At 59.0% G+C, this 19,294-nt stretch carries 14 protein-coding genes and 2 pseudogenes; 7 read left to right on the top strand and 9 right to left on the bottom strand.

Going from position 1 to position 19,294, the window contains the following annotated elements; translation table 11 throughout:
* The 3 genes from F8N96_RS21075 to F8N96_RS21065 all read left to right on the top strand — a co-directional run.
* On the top strand, positions 1–927 hold a 927-nt coding region (locus F8N96_RS21075; RefSeq protein ID WP_224794114.1), incomplete at its 5' end, for an EamA family transporter.
* A 463-nt stretch (positions 928–1,390) separates the two neighbouring features.
* Positions 1,391–3,646: a catalase/peroxidase HPI gene (gene katG / locus F8N96_RS21070; protein WP_150799456.1), complete on the top strand. Its 2,256-nt coding sequence runs from the start codon at positions 1,391–1,393 to the stop codon at positions 3,644–3,646.
* 342 nt (positions 3,647–3,988) lie between these two features.
* On the top strand, positions 3,989–5,005 hold the full coding sequence (locus F8N96_RS21065) for an AbrB family transcriptional regulator (protein ID WP_150799455.1): 1,017 nt from the start codon (positions 3,989–3,991) through the stop codon (positions 5,003–5,005).
* Positions 5,006–5,450: 445 nt separating this feature from the next.
* On the opposite strand, the gene F8N96_RS21060 is transcribed toward F8N96_RS21065, so the two are convergent.
* From F8N96_RS21060 to mqo, 4 genes are all read right to left on the bottom strand, one after another.
* The gene (locus F8N96_RS21060) at positions 5,451–5,762 is read right to left on the bottom strand and encodes a DUF6124 family protein (RefSeq protein ID WP_150799454.1); all 312 of its coding nucleotides are present in this window, start codon (positions 5,760–5,762) and stop codon (positions 5,451–5,453) included.
* 171 nt (positions 5,763–5,933) lie between these two features.
* Positions 5,934–6,551 carry a GAD-like domain-containing protein gene (locus F8N96_RS21055; protein WP_150799463.1) on the bottom strand — a complete coding sequence of 206 codons (618 nt, stop codon included), beginning with the start codon at positions 6,549–6,551 and terminating at the stop codon, positions 5,934–5,936.
* A 10-nt stretch (positions 6,552–6,561) separates the two neighbouring features.
* Entirely contained in the window at positions 6,562–7,917 is a 1,356-nt protein-coding gene (locus F8N96_RS21050; protein WP_150799453.1) for a DUF6861 domain-containing protein, read from the bottom strand.
* 388 nt (positions 7,918–8,305) lie between these two features.
* Positions 8,306–9,955: a malate dehydrogenase (quinone) gene (gene mqo / locus F8N96_RS21045; protein ID WP_150799452.1), complete on the bottom strand. Its 1,650-nt coding sequence runs from the start codon at positions 9,953–9,955 to the stop codon at positions 8,306–8,308.
* 384 nt (positions 9,956–10,339) lie between these two features.
* On the opposite strand from mqo, the gene ilvD reads away from it, so the two are divergent.
* Together ilvD and sodC are read left to right on the top strand one after the other, a co-directional pair.
* The gene (ilvD, locus tag F8N96_RS21040) at positions 10,340–12,022 is read left to right on the top strand and encodes a dihydroxy-acid dehydratase (protein WP_150799451.1); all 1,683 of its coding nucleotides are present in this window, start codon (positions 10,340–10,342) and stop codon (positions 12,020–12,022) included.
* Positions 12,023–12,396: 374 nt separating this feature from the next.
* Positions 12,397–12,918 (top strand): superoxide dismutase family protein, encoded by a 522-nt coding sequence (sodC, locus tag F8N96_RS21030; protein WP_150799449.1) that lies wholly within the window; start codon positions 12,397–12,399, stop codon positions 12,916–12,918.
* Positions 12,919–12,963: 45 nt separating this feature from the next.
* Here sodC and F8N96_RS35875 read toward each other — a convergent pair whose 3' ends face one another.
* The 5 genes and pseudogenes from F8N96_RS35875 to F8N96_RS21010 form a co-directional block, all read right to left on the bottom strand.
* A complete protein-coding gene (locus F8N96_RS35875) occupies positions 12,964–13,689 on the bottom strand; it encodes a methyl-accepting chemotaxis protein (RefSeq protein WP_412071819.1) in 726 nt (241 codons plus the stop codon).
* A 132-nt stretch (positions 13,690–13,821) separates the two neighbouring features.
* Positions 13,822–14,577, bottom strand: a pseudogene (locus tag F8N96_RS35870) (MCP four helix bundle domain-containing protein); the annotation flags it as partial.
* A gap of 76 nt (positions 14,578–14,653) precedes the next feature.
* Positions 14,654–14,855 (bottom strand): annotated as a pseudogene (locus F8N96_RS35480) (hypothetical protein); the annotation flags it as partial.
* Positions 14,839–15,660, bottom strand: a complete 822-nt coding sequence (locus F8N96_RS21015; RefSeq protein ID WP_150799447.1) for a DUF72 domain-containing protein — start codon at positions 15,658–15,660, stop codon at positions 14,839–14,841. The gene F8N96_RS21015 and the pseudogene F8N96_RS35480, both read right to left, overlap by 17 nt.
* 162 nt (positions 15,661–15,822) lie before the next feature.
* The gene (locus tag F8N96_RS21010; protein WP_150799446.1) at positions 15,823–16,740 is read right to left on the bottom strand and encodes an AraC family transcriptional regulator; all 918 of its coding nucleotides are present in this window, start codon (positions 16,738–16,740) and stop codon (positions 15,823–15,825) included.
* A gap of 165 nt (positions 16,741–16,905) precedes the next feature.
* On the opposite strand from F8N96_RS21010, the gene F8N96_RS21005 reads away from it, so the two are divergent.
* Together F8N96_RS21005 and F8N96_RS21000 are read left to right on the top strand one after the other, a co-directional pair.
* Positions 16,906–17,955 (top strand): NAD(P)-dependent alcohol dehydrogenase, encoded by a 1,050-nt coding sequence (locus tag F8N96_RS21005; protein WP_150799445.1) that lies wholly within the window; start codon positions 16,906–16,908, stop codon positions 17,953–17,955.
* Between the two features lie 97 nt (positions 17,956–18,052).
* Positions 18,053–19,252, top strand: coding sequence for an MFS transporter (locus F8N96_RS21000; RefSeq protein ID WP_150799444.1), 1,200 nt, complete (start codon positions 18,053–18,055; stop codon positions 19,250–19,252).
* Positions 19,253–19,294: the final 42 nt, after the last annotated feature.

Here is a 19,294-nt window from a genome sequence, read left to right as displayed (position 1 = left end):
CCCCCCTTCCCCCGCCACCTCGCCGTGCTCATCCTGCTATGCATGGGCTGCGCCTTCGCCGGCAACCATGTGGCCGCGCGGGTGGCGTTCGATGACGGTGCCGGCGTGTTGCTGGCGATCCTGATGCGTTCGGGCGCAACCGTGCTGGTGCTGGCCGCGCTGGTACTCTGGCAACGCCAGAGTCTGCGCCTGCCCGCAGGCGCCTGGCGTTGGCAGCTGCTGTTGGGCTTGCTGATCACTGCGCAAAGCCTGTGCCTGTACTCCGCCGTCGCCCGGGTGCCGGTGGCACTTGCACTGCTGGTGGCCAACGTCTTCCCCATCCTCCTGGCACTACTGACCTGGGCGCTGGGCGGGCCACGACCGACCGCGCGCACCGCCTCATTAATGGGATTGATTCTGCTCGGGCTGGTGTTCGTGCTGGACGTGCCGGGACGCCTCTCGGCCAACAGCAGCGCCGGCCCGCAATGGCTGCTCGGCGTCGCCCTCGCCTTCTGCGCCGCCAGCGTGTTCGCTTGCGCGCTGTGGATCACCGATCACAAACTGTCCCAGGTGCGCGGCTCGGTGCGCAGCCTGCTGACCATTTTTATCGTCTTCAGCAGCGTCAACCTCGCCGGCCTGGCCGACGCCCTCCCCGGCGGCCTTAACCTGCCGGCCACCACCACCGGCTGGCTGGCGCTCGCCACGCTGGTGGTGCTCTATGGCACGGGGTTCATCGTGCTGTTCATCTCGGTGCCGCGCCTGGACATGCCGCGCAATGCACCGGTGATGAACATCGAGCCGCTGGCGACCTTGTTGATGGGTTGGATCGTGCTGGATCAGATGCTCAGTGCGGGCCAGGTGATGGGTGGGGTGATCGTTGTCACCGGTATTGTGTTGCTGACGTATCGCAAGGCCGTCAACAAGGTCGAAGCAAAAGTACCGGCCTGAAAGTCTCATCGATAGTGCGGACGCCTTCGCCGGCAAGCCGGCTCCTACAGGGTTTGCAGTGTTCACCCCAACGCCACAACCCTGTAGGAGCCGGCTTGACGGCGAAGAGGCCATTTGCTTCACCCCAAGGCTCAGCTGAAAGATTCTGCCTATCAAGACCGAATACTCCACCTATTAGCTGACTCCCGCACTCGGGTCTAACCTTAATCCAGCGCTGGCATTATAAGCTGGCCGGTTTAGCGCTGATCAGGAAACACCGAATGAGTCCGAAGCTTGACTAGGGCACCCGTGGGCCACCGCGCAGGCAACTCGATTGCCGCTGTTCAGAATTCCCGTGTGGTCAAGACAATCAGTTGATCAAACTGCTGGCCCTGCCGCCTAAGTCATTGATTTTGCTCGTCGCTATTGCGCGCCCATACCGGGCCGGATAGCCGGATGAACACGACCTAAAGGTAGCTCACACATGGCAAACGAATCGAAATGCCCGTTCAACCACGCCGCTGGCGGTGGCACGACGAACCGCGACTGGTGGCCGAACCAACTGAATCTGAAGATCCTGCACCAGCACTCGTCCCTGACCGACCCCATGGACGAAGGCTTCAACTACGCCGAAGCATTCAAAAGCCTGGACTTTGCGGCGCTCAAGCAAGACCTCAACGCACTGATGACCGATTCACAAGAATGGTGGCCGGCGGATTTCGGTCACTACGGGCCCCTCTTCATTCGCATGTCCTGGCACGCCGCCGGTACCTATCGCACCGGTGATGGCCGCGGCGGTGCGGGCTCCGGTCAACAGCGCTTCGCGCCACTCAACAGCTGGCCGGACAACGTCAGCCTCGACAAGGCGCGCCGGCTGCTGTGGCCGATCAAGCAAAAATATGGCCGCAATATTTCTTGGGCTGACCTGATCGTCCTGACCGGCAACGTCGCGCTGGAGTCCATGGGCTTCAAGACCTTCGGTTTTTCCGGCGGTCGCAAGGACGTCTGGGAACCGGACGAAGACGTCTACTGGGGTTCGGAAAACAAATGGCTGGGCGGCGACACCCGCTACGGCAAGGAAAACGAGCCCATGCAAGAGCCCGGCGAAGGCCCGCTGGTGGCCGAACCTGGGGAAAACGAGGAGAGCCGCACCGAGCAGGGGCGCAACCTGGAAAACCCGCTCGCTGCAGTGCAGATGGGTTTGATCTACGTCAACCCGGAAGGCCCCGAGGGCAACCCGGATCCACTCGCCGCGGCGAAGGACATCCGCGAAACCTTCGCCCGCATGGCCATGAACGATGAAGAAACCGTGGCGCTGATCGCCGGTGGCCATGCCTTCGGCAAAACCCATGGTGCCGGGCCTGCCGACAATGTCGGCGCCGAACCCGAAGCCGCCGGCCTCGAACAACAGGGCCTGGGCTGGAAGAGCACCTTCGGCACCGGCAAAGGCGGCGACACCATCACCAGCGGCCTGGAAGTGACCTGGACCACCACGCCCACCCGGTGGAGCAACAACTACCTGGAGAACCTGTTCGGTTTCGAGTGGGAACTGAGCAAAAGCCCGGCCGGGGCGAACCAGTGGGTCGCGAAAGACGGCGCCGGCGCCGGCATCATTCCCGATGCCCACGACCCGTCGAAACGGCGCAATCCGACCATGCTGACCACCGACCTGTCGCTGCGCTTCGACCCCATCTATGAACCGATCTCCCGGCGCTACCTGGAGAATCCGGATCAACTGGCTGACGCGTTCGCCCGCGCCTGGTTCAAACTGATCCACCGTGACATGGGTCCACTGTCGCGCTACCTCGGCCCGGAACTGCCCAACGAAGAGCTGCTGTGGCAAGACCCGATCCCAGCGGTCGACCATCCGTTGGTCGACGACAGCGACGTGGCCGCACTCAAGAGCAAACTGCTGGCGTCGGGCCTGACGGTCTCGCAGCTGGTATCAACCGCCTGGGCGGCGGCTTCCACCTTCCGCGGTTCCGACAAACGCGGCGGCGCCAACGGTGGCCGCCTGCGTCTGGCCCCGCAGAAATTCTGGCAGGCCAACCAGCCTGAGCAACTGGCGAACGTGCTGGCGAAACTCGAGGGCATCCAGAGCGAGTTCAACAGCGGCGGCAAGAAGATCTCGCTGGCGGACCTGATTGTCCTGGGCGGCAGCGCCGGTATCGAGCAGGCGGCGAAAAATGCCGGCCACGACGTCACGGTGCCGTTCACACCAGGACGGATGGACGCCTCGCAAGAGCAGACGGATGTGGAATCCTTCGGTTTCCTGGAGCCCATTGCCGATGGTTTCCGCAACTACCTCAAGTCCCGCTACCGCGTGCCCGCCGAGGCCTTGCTGATCGACAAGGCACAACAGCTGACACTCAGCGCGCCAGAGATGACCGCGCTGCTGGGCGGCCTGCGCGTGTTGAACATCAACGCCGGACAAACCAAACACGGCGTGTTCACCCAGCAGCCGGAAGCGTTGACCAACGACTTCTTCAAGAACCTGCTGGATATGGGCGTGGAATGGAAGCCGGTCTCGGAGGCTAATGAGGAGTTTGAAGCAAGGGATCGTAAAACCGGTGAAGTGAAGTGGACCGGGACCCGTGTCGATCTCGTCTTCGGTTCGAATTCGCAGCTGCGAGCATTGGCCGAATTCTATGCAAGCAGCGATTCGAAGGAGAAGTTCGTCAAAGACTTCGTTGCAGCCTGGACCAAGGTAATGAACCTGGATCGCTTCGATCTCAAATAATTGAAAGGTACTGCTGAAAACCCGCAACGCCTCCCACTGTGGAGGCGTTGTGCTTTTTGGCTGGCGAGGTCTGTCTCCGCATTGAGCCCGACGCACTTGACGCTTCAAGCCGTTAAGTGGGAAAAGGTGTGTGCCCGGATAGAAAACTCGATGCAAGCGTTGGACATTGTAGGAGCGAGCTTGCTCGCGATGGACTCCAGAGCATCGCGTGTTATCCAGCAAACATGCGTTATCGTTAGCGACCATCGCGAGCAAGCTCGCTCCTACAAATGTCGTTAACTGAACAGCATTACGATGCAAACGTTGGGTTATTTCAAGAATTAAGGACGATTCGTCAGCCCCATGAAAACCCTCTTCTGCTTGCTGATCGCCATCAGCGTCGGTATCGCGCTGCAGTACGCCGGTATCCCCCATGGCCTGTTGCTGGGCTCGATACTCGCGACCGCATTGTTCGCCAGCAACCTGCGTTTTTCGCCCACCCTGCCCCTCAGCCTCGGCTACGTGCAGATTGTCCTGGGAGTCGCAACCGGCCTGATGTTCAAGTCGTGGGACAGCCAAACGGCGGCGACCATGCTGCCCAGCCTGGGGTTCATGCTGCTGGCCCTGGCAGTCCAGAGCGCCGTGGCCGGTTTCTGGCTGCTCAGGGTCTCGGGATGGAACCGCAAGGACAGCCTGCTGGCCGTCTACCCCGGCGCCCTCGCCGCCGTGTTCGACTTGCTGGAGTCCGAACGCGCGTCCGGCAAAGTGATCGTCGTGCACCTGGTCCGCCTGCTGACGATCACCGTGCTGGTCAGTTTTTGCATTCCCGCGCAGACCGCCGCGCTGGTCGCCGAGAGCCCTCCGCTGGGCACGGATACGGCACTGACCCTGCTGTCGCTGATCGCCTTGAGCATGGTGCTCGGCCGTTTGCTGCTGCGTATCGGCGTTCCCGCACCCTTCATGCTCACCGCGATTGTCGTCACCGGCGTCTACATCAAGATGGGCTATCTGCAAACCTTCCACATGCCGCAATGGAGTGTCGACAGTGCCGTTGTCCTGCTGGGTGTGTTGATTGGCTCGAAGTTCAAGGACATCCCGCTGACGGAACTCATCCGCCACGGTCGCGCCGGGCTGATGTCCGTATCAATCATGCTGCTGATCGCGGCGGCCTTTGCCGGCGTGGCCGGGCGGGTGCTGGGCGGCGATCCCTTGACGTTGTGGTTGGCGTACATGCCTGGCGCCATCGAGACCATCACCCTTGTCGCTTTCAGTGGCGGGCTGAACGTGGTGTTTATCCTGACTCATCATCTGGTGCGGATGGTCATGCTGCACTTCGCGCCTGCATTGCTGATTCAGGCGCGGCGCTGGCGGGAAGTTTGATCGGCGGCGGCACTGCGGGAAGGACTAAACGGGAGAGATGGTGGCAAGGGCGCCGATCAAAATGGTCAACACCAGAAATCCACCGAGGAAAAATGCCATCTTGCCCATGGGGCCTCCTACGTTATGAGTTTGCGGTGCAGTAGCTGGCGACACTGCGAACCGTGCCGTCATTGTGAGCCGCTGGCGCTGTGCATTACAGCGGCAGATGGCGCAGGAAAATACAGATCAGATTCCCCCAAGCTCGATGACACCCTAAACAATGCTGTCGCACCCGGCCCCTGTGGGAGCGTGGCTTGCCCGCGATGGCGTCCTGATGGCTGGCCTGGCTCTCCAGTCCGCACGCAATCCAACTGTAGGAGCTGGCTTGCCAGCGAAAGCGTCCTGGCAGCCAACCTATCCATATCGACCGTACTCTTCTCCCTGTAGATACAGTCTTGAACCTCACCTACTCCTGCGGATCAACCTGATCCAACACCCGATTCACCGACAACTCCGCCAACGAAATCATCTGCTGAATCGCCAACGCCAAATTACATTTAGGACCTTCAAGGATAAACGCCAATTCACTGGCCATGACACTGGCTGAGGCAAGGGTTTCACAGGCGTGAACCAGGAGGGTCTCGCTATTTACGGTGGGGACAATGGTGAAGATGGGATTGGGACGACGCTCGGCCATGGCTGGCTTGCGGGATGGAGACTCTGGATCGAATTTTGGTGACTCTGTGGTATGGGACGTCTTAGCGTTGTCGTTGAGCATCTGGAACTCCAATGGAAGGGGTTCCTATGAGATATACGGGCTACCACACCCGATCGCTGCCTTGGCAGCGACGGCGGAAGATTAGCGAGGGGACTTCCGAGAGGCAAGCCTATTGGCTTGTAGGAAATCTCCGAGACATTCGTGCTACCACTTTGCGGCAGCTATGATGTTTCAAATTTTCGGAAAGTCCCAGTCGGTAAGTGGCGACAGTTGAGACAAAAACTCCAAGTGTTCTATCGTTTTAACCTTTTCAACATGCTCTAAATCTATCGATCCACCGAGAGCCAAAGCAGGCACCAGCCCATACATTTCGTCAGCTTTAAGTTTGCCTAACTTCTCCACAGCCGGTTTAAACAAAAAATCCAAGTCGTTATAATCGGGATCCATGGATGAAAAAAACACACGCACCCCAAAATCAAGTTTCTCACCTGTAAAAATGGAGACACGGGTGGAGAAACGTGCCATATAAGCAGCGATCGTCACGCAATACCCGCTTTTTTCTCCCCACACATAAAGATCACCAAATGCACTACGTGCAATAACATAGTAGTTATCTTGGTGATAAAGCTCTGTATCAACCAACCACTGCGCCAGTACGGCTTCGTACTCCTGAGGGTTGACCGTCCAAAACAACCCGTCCCCGTATCCGCACCACCCAAACTCTTTCCAATACTCGATCAATTGTCCGGGAAGTTTGTTTTCATACCGAGCCACGCTCGATTCCGGAACTTCCTGGCGTGTGGTTGGAGCGCCGAACTGTTTGATAAAAAAAGCATAATCTTCGTCCAAAGCCAACTCCTTATTTGCATCTTTCAAGTTTTGCACTCATTTTTGTGGCGCCGCGCATAGCCTCGGGCACATCATTAGCGGCAGCATCCAGACCACCTATGCGGCTAGGCCACTGGGGCCCTATGCTTGCATTGATACGTCGATCACCAAAATCACTGATGATGTCCTTTCCTCCTGCAAACAGGTCGGGATTATGTAAAGCGGCTAACGTTGCCATTTTTCGCGAAGTCATATCCTTGGCCAAGGTTTTTGCCTGTTCGGGTAATACACCTTCTGCCCTCAGTTTGTCGCGGAGCTCAACCTCCATCTCTTGGCTGAGTTTTTTTCGCGCTGTTGCAGCAACCTTCGGATCCCTCACAACGTTCTTCGCCGTGAACGCCTCCCTTCCTTTCAAATACTCATCAACACTCAGATCATTGAGCCCTTTTTCCTGCCCTGCCAGTTGCCGATCAAATTCCGGGATCTTCCCTGCGTGCATCTTGTTCACGTTAAAGCATGGCACCTTGTGCTCTGGCATGCCCACCGGTTTTTTCGGAGAAGGGTGATCGGGTTGGCGAGGAGTAGGTGACGTCGATTCTTGCGGTGCAAATGCGCCTCTTCGTGGTTTCGGCGGTTGCAGGTCCGGATGTTTTTTTAGTGCTTCTTCATGCTTGAGCATCCACTGCCCCAGTCGCGCACATTTGGAGCTTGCTCGCATCTGACTGGCAAGAACGTGGGCATTGCCTCGCCCTCGCATGAGGTACTCAACGATTGCTCCGAGCAAGAGGATGACGACTTCCTCATGTCCCCGTGCGATGTGCTGGGCGGCCCGGTCTATGGCAAAAGGATCATCATGGCTGTAGGGATTTAATCCCTCATCGCCCTGTGTCCCTCTCCACGCGATGTTGATGCCATCCAGGTAGTACTCGCCAATGCGCGGCAGGCCCTCGACGAAAAACTCGGCAACGGAAACCAGGCCGAGTGCTCCCAGTATCCAGGCGCTGACTTGCAAGCCCATTGCAGCGCCAGCCATCCCCAACGGGATGGCGCCCGCGCCTCCTGCAAACGCGCCTACGCCGGCACCCATTGCGCCGCCTGCCAGGACACTGCCGGCAACGATCATTGCCATTTGATTAACGACGCTGATCAGTTCGTTCAGGACGCTGGCGATGTCGAGGTCGTGGAAGCGTTGCCTCAAGGAATTGGCGGCCTCCCACTCTGCTCGAGTGAATGCCGTCCTGATGCCGTGGATTCGCCGAATATTCAGGCTTATGGAGGACTTGTATTCATTGAGGTGAATACGGGAGTGTCCTCCCTGATAGCCCATGTCGTGAGTTATCCGATCTTCTATTTCAAACCATGTGGGCACGATGTTCCAAAGCGCCATTCTGTGTCTTCCTGACAAGGACGAAGTACTGGCGAAGCTGATGGCCACAGACATGAACCTGGTATCAAACAGCGCGGAAACTTCTAATCATTCACCTTATATCAAACGGTTTTCTTAAAACAATAAAACCTGGAAAAATTTCAAGGTCCATTTGTGAACAAAGGAAGTTTCACACGCTAAACTTCACGACATCTGTAGGAAGTATCTTACTTGCACAGCCTGACACCTGAATTCAGTATTTTATTGTTATTACATCGCATCCAGATGTGAAAATTTATGCATGGGCCGGCAGCTGTTATTCAGATGCTCAAATATCAAAAAAACTAACACCCACAAAAAAGCCCGCTGACCGTCACCGGTTCAGCGGGCTTCCAAACAGCTTTTTTACTTACAAAGCCATATCACTCGCAGCATTCTCTTTCACAGCCTTCGGCTGTTCAGCAGCGGCAGGCACAGCAGGAACTGCAGCCTGACCAATCACCGGCGGCGGAGTCAGCTCCAACACCTTGGCAGTGTAAGCCCACTCCTCAGCCACCTTCTCCGGACTACCATTCAACTGCGTGCCATAACTCGGCACGATCTGATGCAACTTCTCCTGCCAAGCCGGCGAAGCCACCTTATCCTTGAACACCTTCTGCAGCACGGTCAGCATGATCGGCGCAGCCGTCGAAGCGCCCGGCGACGCACCCAGCAAACCAGCGATGCTGCCGTCTTGCGAAGCGACGATCTCGGTACCCAGCTTCAGCACGCCACCGGCGGCTTCGTCACGCTTGATGATCTGCACGCGCTGGCCGGCTTGCCACAGGCGCCAGTCTTCGGCCTTGGCGTTCGGGAAGTACTCCTTCAGGGCGTCGAGGCGGTCTTCGTCCGACAGCATCAGTTGACCGGCCAGGTACTCGACCAGCGGGTATTCCTTGATGCCGACCTTGGTCATTGGCCACACGTTGTGCGTGGTGGTGGTGCTCAGCAGGTCCAGGTACGAGCCTTCCTTGAGGAACTTGGTGCTGAAGGTCGCAAATGGGCCAAACAGGATGACGCGCTTGCCGTCGAGGACACGGGTGTCCAGGTGCGGCACCGACATCGGCGGTGCGCCGACCGAGGCTTTGCCGTAGGCCTTGGCCAGGTGTTGTTCGGCGAGGGTCGGGTTTTCGGTGACGAGGAACGAGCCGCCTACCGGGAAGCCTGCGTATTCCCTGGCTTCAGGAATGCCGGACTTCTGCAGCAGGTGCAGGGCACCGCCGCCGGCGCCGATGAACACGAACTTGGCGTCGGTTTCGGATTTTTTGCCGTCCTTGAGGTTTTTGTAGCTGACGCGCCAGCTGCCGTCTTCGTTGCGGGTGATGTCCTGCACTTCGCTGGACAGTTTCAGGTCGAATTTCGGCGTGGTTTGCAGGTGCGCGACGAACTGGCGCGTGATTTCGCCGAAGTTGACGTCGGTACCGATCGGCGACCAGGTGGCGGCGATTTTCTGGTTCGGGTCACGCCCTTCCATCATCAGCGGCACCCACTGCTTGATCACAGCCGGGTCTTCGGAGTACTGCATGCCGGCGAACAGCGGGCTCGCTTGCAGGGCTTCGTAGCGCTTTTTCAGGAACTTGATGTTGTCGTCGCCCCACACAAAGCTCATGTGCGGCGTGGAGTTGATGAACGAACGCGGGTTTTTCAGCACGCCTTGCTGAACCTGCCAGGCCCAGAACTGACGGGAGATCTGGAAGGCTTCGTTGATTTCAACGGCTTTCGGGATCTGCACGTTGCCTTTGTCGTCTTCCGGGGTGTAGTTCAGCTCGGCCAGGGCGGAGTGACCGGTACCGGCGTTGTTCCAGCCGTTGGAGCTTTCCTGGGCGACGCCGTCGAGGCGCTCGATCATTTCCATCGAAGTGCCAGGTTCCAGCTCGTTGAGCCACACACCCAGGGTCGCGCTCATGATCCCGCCGCCAATCAGCAGCACGTCGACCTTCTTTGCCTCTTCCGCCTGAACGGACGTGATCCCCATCGACAAAGCGAGCCCCAGCAGGGCTGTGTTCATTTTTTTAAACATCTGTTGCACCTATGATAAAACGCCATCCGCCCTTCCATCCCCATGCATCAGGCCCCTGGTTCACGGCAGGCAGGCAGCCTGGCGTGGGTTCCCGCACAAGGATTGGAGGGTGGGCACACAAGGCCGACGTGATCCATCGACCCCAGTTTATATGTCCCTGCTGAACTGACTTCTTATCATTATTGGCCTCAGCTTCTTGAGCGACAGTGATTCTGTTGGCGCGTCTTTCGGACACGCAAACTGAATAGGTCAAAGCAAGTTAGTGCGAAGAATATCACGACATGGCAAACCCGCGCGTCTGTTCCCTGTTCGATGGTCCGGGCACGGGCGCCGGGCGCCACTATACTGATCCTGATTTTTCTGTTGAGCCGGTGAGGAACTGTCATGAGCGATAAGGTCGATTTGCGCAAATACTCCTCTCAAGTGGTGGACGGCATAGAGCGCGCGCCCGGCCGCTCCATGCTGCGCGCCGTAGGTTTCACCGACGAGGATTTCAAGAAACCGCAGATCGGCATCGCCTCGACCTGGGCGATGGTCACGCCGTGCAACATGCACATCGACAAGCTGGCGATCGAAGCGGAAAAAGGCGCGAATGCCGCCGGTGCCAAGGGCGTGATCTTCAACACCATCACTATTTCCGACGGCATCGCCAACGGCACCGAAGGCATGAAGTATTCGCTGGTGTCGCGGGAGGTGATTGCCGATTCCATTGAAGTCGTCGCCGGTTGCGAGGGCTTTGACGGGCTGGTAACCGTGGGTGGCTGCGACAAGAACATGCCGGGCTGCCTGATCGGCATGGCGCGGCTGAATCGCCCTTCCATCTTCGTCTATGGCGGCACCATCCGCCCCGGTGCCGGCCACACCGACATCATTTCCGTGTTCGAAGCGGTGGGCCAGAATGCCCGGGGCGATATCAACGAGATCCAGGTCAAGCAGATCGAGGAAGTGGCGATTCCCGGGCCCGGCTCCTGCGGCGGGATGTACACGGCCAACACCATGGCCTCGGCCATCGAGGCGCTGGGCATGAGCCTGCCCGGTTCCAGCTCCCAGGACGCGGTGGGCAGCGACAAGGCCTCGGACAGTTTCCGCGCCGGCCAGCAGGTGATGGAGCTGCTCAAGCTGGACCTCAAGCCCCGGGACATCATGACCCGCAAGGCGTTTGAAAATGCGATCCGGGTGGTGATCGCCCTTGCTGGCTCGACCAATGCGGTGCTGCACCTGTTGGCCATGGCCCATGCGGTGGATGTCGAGTTGACGCTGGATGATTTCGTCGAGCTGGGCAAGGTGTCGCCGGTGGTGGCCGACCTGCGACCCAGCGGCAAGTACATGATGAGCGAACTGGTGGCCATCGGCGGCATCCAGCCGTTGATGAAGCGCATGCTGGCTGCCGGCATGCTGCATGGCGATGTGCTGACGGTCACCGGCAAGACCCTGGCCGAAAACCTGGAAAATGTCGCTGACTACCCCGACGGCCAGGACGTGATCCTGCCCTTCGACCAGCCGGTGAAGAAGGACTCGCACCTGGTGGTGCTGCGGGGCAATCTCTCGCCCACGGGCGCGGTGGCCAAGATCACCGGTAAGGAAGGCCTGCGTTTTGAAGGCACTGCCCGGGTGTATCACGGCGAAGAAGGCGCGCTGGCGGGCATTCTCAATGGCGAAGTCAAGGCCGGCGACGTGATCGTGATCCGCTACGAAGGCCCCAAGGGCGGGCCCGGCATGCGCGAAATGCTGTCGCCGACATCGGCGGTGATGGGCAAGGGACTGGGCAAGGATGTGGCGCTGATCACCGACGGCCGTTTCTCCGGCGGTTCGCACGGTTTCGTAGTGGGGCATATCACGCCGGAAGCCTTCGAGGGCGGGCCGATTGCGCTGATCGAAGACGGCGACAGGATCACGATCGATGCTGAAACCCGGCAGATTACAGTCGACGTGTCCGACGCCAAGCTGGCCGAACGCAAGACCCGCTGGGTGCGGCCGGAATCGAAGTACAAGCGCGGGGTGTTGGCCAAGTATGCGAAGACCGTGTCCAGTGCTTCGGAAGGTGCTGTGACGGATAAGTATCTCTAGGAGGAATACAGGAGGTCGACTCGTTAGGAATGACGCCTTCGCGAGCAGGCTCGCTCCCACATGGGTCTTCGGTGGACACAAAATTTGTGAACACCCGAGATCAAATGTGGGAGCGAGCCTGCTCGCGAAGAGGCCCTCATAAACAATGCAAAAATCACCAGGTGTCGCAACCCTTACCCCTCCCCCGATTGCGCTTTAAAGCTTCTCGTAACAATTACGCCAGCAATCCCGTAAAACTTCTGAATCCCCCCCGACTCTCACTTTTTCGCGGCGAACCTACCTGCATCTTCAAAATGCATTTCATCGGCAGTTAATGCCCTCAGGTTATGAATTCGCCTCGCAAAAACCCTCACACACCCTTTCAGGAATCGCCTATGAAACGCTCCATGTGGTTTGGATTGATCGCTACCCTGGCAACCGGCACGGCACACGCAGCTTCTCAGGAAGTGCCCATGAATCTGGTGAGCGCCGAGGGTGTGCCTCAGGCCATCGGCACGATAACGGTCAACGAGACGCCCTATGGCCTGTTGTTCACGCCGAATCTCAAGTCCCTGCCGGCGGGCACGCATGGTTTTCATGTGCACGAAAACGGCAGCTGCGAAGCAGGCATGAAGGATGGGGTCAAAGGCGCTGCGCTGGCAGCCGGGGGACACCTGGATCCGCAGAAAACCGGCAAGCACCTGGGCCCGTATGCCGACGGGCACCTGGGCGATCTGCCGGCGGTCTACGTGACAGCCGACGGCATCGCCAATTATCCGGTACTGGCGCCGCGGCTGAAGACGCTCGCGCAAATCAAAGGTCACGCACTGATGATCCACGCCGGTGCCGATAACCATTCGGACCTGCCAAAACCCTTGGGCGGTGGCGGCGACCGTGTAGCGTGCGGTGTGATCTGACCCCGCGCAATCAATCTCGGCGCCTGCGATTTGCAGCGCGCTAACTCAAAGCCGAAACCGATCCACCGACTGCGACAGCTTGCCCGCCAGGGTGGACAGTTCATCAGTGGTCGTCGCCGTGCGGCCGATGACCTGGCTGTTGCCCTCGGACATGCCGGCGATCATTTCCACCTGGTGCGCGATTTCATTGCTGGCCAGACTCTGTTCACCGATGGTGCGGGTGATGTCGTTGACCAGTTGCGTGGTACTCAGCGTCGCGTCGAGGATTTCGCGGATGGCGCGTTCGACGTCGGCGGTTACCGCCATGCCCTTGTCGACCTGGGCCACGCCCGCTTCCATGCTGGTCACCGCCTCACGGGTGCTGAGCTGGATACGCGCGACCATGGCGGCAATTTCCTGGGTGGAGGCGCTGGTGCGTCCCGCCAGGCTGCGCACTTCGTCGGCCACCACGGCAAAACCCCGGCCCTGCTCACCGGCGCGAGCAGCCTCGATGGCGGCGTTCAGCGCCAGCAGGTTGGTTTGATCGGCAATGCCCTTGATCACCTGGATGATGCTGAAGATCCCTTCGGACTCCTTGTCCAGCGTGCGGATCACCTGGGCCGATTGCTGGGCCGAACGGGCGATGCCGTCCATGTCGTTGACCACCTGATGGATCACCCGACCCCCATCCTTGGCCAGTGCTTCCGCCTGATTGGCCATGTTCAGCGCCCGCTCGGCGTGTCGGGTGATTTCCTCGATGCTGGCGGTCATTTCGCTGGCGGCCGCCGCCATGGTGCTGGCCGCGGCGCTTTGCTGCTGGCTGCTGCCGGCAACCTCGTGACAGCCGTCGCTCAATTGCCGGCTCATGCCGCTCACGCCATGGGCGTTGCTGCGAACCGCCTCGATCATGCCGCGCAGGTCGCGCTGCATGGTCGCCAGGCTACGAATCAGCGCACTGGCTTCGTCGTTGCGGGTGGGCTCGACAATAGGTTCGCTCAAGTTGCCATGGGCGATGCTGTCGGCAATGCGGCTGGCGGTCTGCAACGGCCCCATGATGCTCAGAATCACCCAGCGGCCCTGGAGGAGCAGCAATAGCAGGCTGGCGATGAGTACACCGCCAATGGCGAACCTGGCGTTGCGGATGGCTTGCGCGGTACCGGCGCTGGTCTGTCGGGTGTCGGTTTCGATCTGCTCGCTCAGGGCGGCCATCTGGTCTTCCAGCTGACTGAACGCGGCATTGAAGCTACCCAGTTCTTTTTGCGCGGCATCGGGATTGGCCAGCGCCAGCCCGACGATGCGTTCGGCGGCGTTGATGTAGGTATCCAGGCTCGGCTTGACCTTCTCCAGGCCGGCCTTGAGGGTGGCATTGACCGGCAGCTTGAGGTTTTCACCCAGCACTTCGCGAAAGTGTGCCGCATGTTCCTCGATGGAACTGCGCACTTCGGTGGCGCTGCTGGTGCTTTTGCCCAGCCCGACCAGCATCGCGGCGAGCACGTCGGCGCGTAACGCGTCGTGCATCATGTCGGCTTCCAGGTGATTGCGCAGCGCGGTCATGCTGACCTCGTTGTCATTCACCGCCTGCGCCATCTGCGTGTTTCCCAGGTAACTGACCAGGCTCATGATCAAGGCGGTGAGCAGGCCGGTGCCAATCAACAACAGCAAGCGAATTTTTATCGACACGTTGTGGGTTCCCTGACAGTTGGGTAAAGCCCTGCGCGGAGGGCTTCTCTGAACAGGTTATCGACTGTGCCGGGCGCTAATTGAAGGCTATTTGCATACGCTCGTTTCTTTTACGACATGCGGTCGTCATCGACTGTTTTAGCGCGTTTCCCGCACAGGGAAACCAGCAGCAGGCTGATGAACGCGCCAGCGACGGCGAGCGCCATGTCCTTCTGCGAATCCCAGGGATCGTTTTGCACGCCGACGAAGGCACGCGAGGTGTCATCGCCCAGGTAGCTTAGCCTCGAGGCCGAGAAGTGCTTGCAGGGTCAGCGCGTTGGCCAGCGCAAACCCGCTGGCGGTGTTATCGAAGATGCACCAGCGGGTTGTGCCCGCCTGCGCCGGATTTTGCACCTGCCGTGCCAGCGACTCCAATCGGCCCCGGTCGTAGTCGCTGTGATAAATGCGCGGCGAGCCGTGCCAGCGCCAGTATTGAATCCCCGACCACCCGCCCGGCATGTCGCCGCCGGTAATGGGCGACGGGTCGGCAGCGACCCGCCCTATTCGCAGCTCGACCAACAAAGCATCTGCGTCCAGCCAGCTCGCATGCCGTGGCTCAAGCACCACCGCCCCGGCGTAACGTTGCCGCAGTGCCTGGAAAAACGCCGCGGCAATGCGTTCGTCGTAAACCAGCGAAGGTGGCAACTGCACCAGCAGGCAACCCAGGGCATCACCCAACGCCGTGCATTGGGATAGAAATTCGTCCAGCAACAGCTCGCAGCCCTGCAAGCGCTGAACATGGGTGATGAGTTTGGGCACTTTGACCGAGAACCGAAACGACGCCGGCACCGACTGCGCCCAGCGCCAATAGGTGTGCGAGCGATGCGGGCGATAGAAGGAGCTGTTGATTTCAACGGCAGTGAGTTGCGAGGCATACCGCTGCAGATGGGTGCCGTGTTCAGGAAACGTCGGCCAGTGTTCCCGGGGCAGGCTCCAGCCGGCACACCCTACGTACACCAAGGGGACTTGATTCGCCTGGTTCAATAGAGCACCGCCGCGGTTCAGATGAATACCGAGATCGCTGGCACTGATCGATTTGTTCATTTCAGGCGTTCTTCTCCCAAGTCAGGACCCACCACTGGCTCCTTAACTTCGAGAAAAGCTCACCCTGCAAGTTCGTTTTTTTTCGCAACCCATGCTAGGTGTATGCTGACCGATGAGCCATCCAACACGTAGGCGTACGATCAGCGTCACAGCGATAGTTATCTAGCCATGCCCTCGCAACGCCGCAATGTCTCGCTTGGGAGCAACGCCAAACAGACGGCTGTATTCACGACTGAACTGAGACGGGCTTTCATATCCGACCTTGAAAGCCGCACTGGATACGTCCTGGTGCTCATTGAGCATCAATCGCCTTGCCTCGTTCAGACGCAGCCATTTCTGGTACTGCAAGGGGCTCATTGCGGTGAGTTGGCGGAAGTGGTGGTGAAAGGTCGGCGTGCTCATCTGCACCCGCGCCGCCAGTTCATCGACGCGAAGTGCCAAGGTGTAATTCAACTTCAGCCAATCGATGGCTTTCGCGATCCGATAACCTTGGCCATCGACAGATGTTATTTGTCGAAGCCGGCTCGCCTGATCACTCTGCAAGAGACGGTAGTGAATCTCGCGCTGGATCAAGGGGGCCAGAACAGGGATGGACTCCGGCTCATCGAGCAATGCCAATAAACGCTCGAATGACGCCAGCATCGCAGGGGTCACCGAACCAATTCCTACCCCCTTCGCGACGGATCGATCACGGGTTGGCGGCAGGTCGCTTTGCGCTATCAGCTCAGCCAGCATGCGCAGATCGAGTTTCATCGTCAGCCCCACGCATGGCTGTTCCGGGCTTGCCGCCAGCACTTCTGAATTGGCAGGCAAGTCCAATGACGTGATCAGAAACTGCGACCTGTCATACGGGTAGCCTTCGCCACCTACCCAGAGCTGTTTCTCACCCCGGGCGACGAGGATGATGCTTGGCTCGACCATGCAGACAGTGGGCGGTGCGGGATGTTCGCGCCTGAAGAAGCCGAGACCGGTAATGGCCGTCCCGTAATCACCTGGCGTCGAGACCTGCGCGCCGATGATCTGCGCAAGTTTTTCCTGTGGCGATGTCTGTACAGAATCGGTGTTGGATGCGTTCGTCATATTCGTCTTGTACCTCTTCGCCGAACTCTAACTCGCCAGTTCCCGAGCGTCCTGCAAAAAAGCAAAGACTCATAGCATCAGGCAAGTAATCCAGTGGAATGCACTACAGGAAGCCTTGGCCGACCGGGAAAATGTCCATCCGACAAATCCTTTGAGGTCTCTCCCATGCTTGTACAAGCCTATGGCGCTCACGCTGGCGATAAACCCCTTGAGCCGATGCAGATCAATCGCCGCACGCCTGCAGCCCATGATGTTCAGATCGATATCGCCTTCTGTGGCATCTGCCATTCGGATTTACACCAAGTGCGCGCCGAGTGGGCAGGCACGCAATTTCCTTGTGTACCTGGGCACGAAATTGTCGGTCGCGTATCGGCGGTGGGCGCACATGTAGCGGATTTCAAAATCGGCGATCTGGTCGGTGTCGGCTGCGTCGTCGACAGCTGCAAACACTGTGACGACTGTGACACAGGCCTGGAAAACTACTGCGATGAGATGGTCGGCACCTACAACTTCCCGACACCGGATGCACCTGGCTGGACGTTGGGCGGCTACTCGCAAAACATCGTGGTGCATGAGCGCTACGTGTTACGCATCCGCCATCCCGAGGCGCAACTAGCTGCCGTCGCCCCGCTGCTGTGCGCAGGCATCACCACCTACTCGCCTCTGCGTCACTGGAACGCCGGCCCAGGCAAGAAAATAGGTGTGGTCGGCATCGGTGGCCTGGGTCACATGGGTATCAAGTTGGCCCACGCGATGGGCGCCCACGTCGTGGCGTTCACCACCTCTGAATCCAAGCGCGAGGCGGCAAAAGCGTTAGGCGCCGATGAGGTCGTCGTATCGCGCAACGCTGAAGAAATGGCTGCACACACCAAGAGTTTCGACTTCATTCTCAACACCGTCGCAGCCCCCCACGATCTTGATGCTTTTCTGGTTTTGCTCAAGCGTGATGGGGCTCTGGCGCTGGTCGGTGCGCCCGCCTCGCCACACTCATCGCCCAACGTGTTCAACCTGATCATGAAGCGCCGAACGATTGCCGGTTCGATGATCGGAGGCATCCCGGAAACACAGGAGATGCTGGATTTCTGTGCCGAGCACAGCATCGTCGCCGACATCGAACTGGTTCGAGCAGACCAGATAAATGAATCCTACGAGCGAATGCTCAAGGGTGACGTCAAGTACCGCTTCGTGATCGACAACTCCACTTTGGTTGATTGAACCTGAAGTAGCCTTTTCGGTGCCCTGGCCGGGCATCGCCTCTCTCATAGCCTCGTCCTCGGGGCTACGACGCTTCACGCAACAAAGGATTCAAGCAATGACTGATCACTCCCTCCCCGCGCCCCATAAATCATGGGGTGCCGTATTCGCCATGTCGCTCGCCGCCTTCGTGCTGGTGGCATCGGAGTTCATGCCCGTCAGCCTGCTGACACCCATCGCCGCCGATCTGCATATCACCGAAGGACAAGCCGGTCAGGGCATTTCCGTTTCGGGGCTGTTTGCCTTATTCACCAGCCTTCTTATCCCGCTGGTGGCGGCGCGGGTAGACCGTAAACCGCTACTTCTTTCACTGACGCTGTTGATGATCCTTTCCGGAACAGTGGTCGCGTTCGCACCGAACTACGGGGTATTCATGATCGGGCGCGCGCTGATCGGTGTTGCGATTGGTGGCTTCTGGTCACTGTCGGCGGCAACCGCCATGCGCCTAGTGCCTGATGACCAGGTCACACGCGCCATGGCAATCGTCAACGGCGGCAATGCTTTGGCGACTGTGATTGCAGCACCATTGGGCAGTTTTCTCGGCGCCTTGATTGGCTGGCGTGGTGCATTCTTGTGCGTCATCCCGGTCGCGATAATCGCTTGTATATGGCTATTGTCCAGCCTTCCACGGATGAAAACGCAAAGCGGTTCAGGCACCGGCAACGTCTTCAAGTTGATGAAAAGCACGCCGATCGCGTTAGGCATGGTGGCGGTCAGTGTGTTTTTCATGGGCCAGTTCATGCTGTTTACCTATTTGCGCCCATTCCTTGAAACGGTCACGCACGTCAGTGTCTCCATGCTGTCTTTTATGTTGCTCGTTCTGGGCCTGGCGGGACTTGCCGGAACCTTCCTGATTGAAGCGTTCTTGAAGAACGGCCTGTATCGAACCCTCATCGTCATCCCGATCTTGATGGCGATGATTGCTTTGGCGCTTGTTTCATTCGGTAGTTCGGCGGCCACCACGACTGTCTTGCTTGGCCTGTGGGGACTGGTTGCCACGGCAGCGCCCGTGGGATGGTGGACTTGGCTGGCTAGAACGTTGCCAGACTCTGCTGAAGCGGGAGGCGGTTTAATGGTGGCGATCATCCAACTCGCTATTGCGTCTGGCGCAACCGTTGGCGGGCTGGTCTTCGACTCGAGCGGCTATCAAGCGACCTTCGAATTGAGCGCCACGTTGCTAGGCGTGGCGGCCGTTCTTGCCTTCCTGGCTGCACGCGCAGCCTCGCGGGAGCCTATTGCATCGGTAAGCATTGCTTGAAATAACCGCAAGACACGCCAAGGCATGTCTTGCGGTTTCCAA

The organism is Pseudomonas fluorescens (assembly GCF_902497855.1).
GTDB classification, from domain to species: Bacteria; Pseudomonadota; Gammaproteobacteria; order Pseudomonadales; family Pseudomonadaceae; genus Aquipseudomonas; species Aquipseudomonas fluorescens_BI.
The sequence above is the reverse complement of the archived record's forward strand: the minus strand, read 5'-3'. Positions and strand labels throughout refer to the sequence as shown.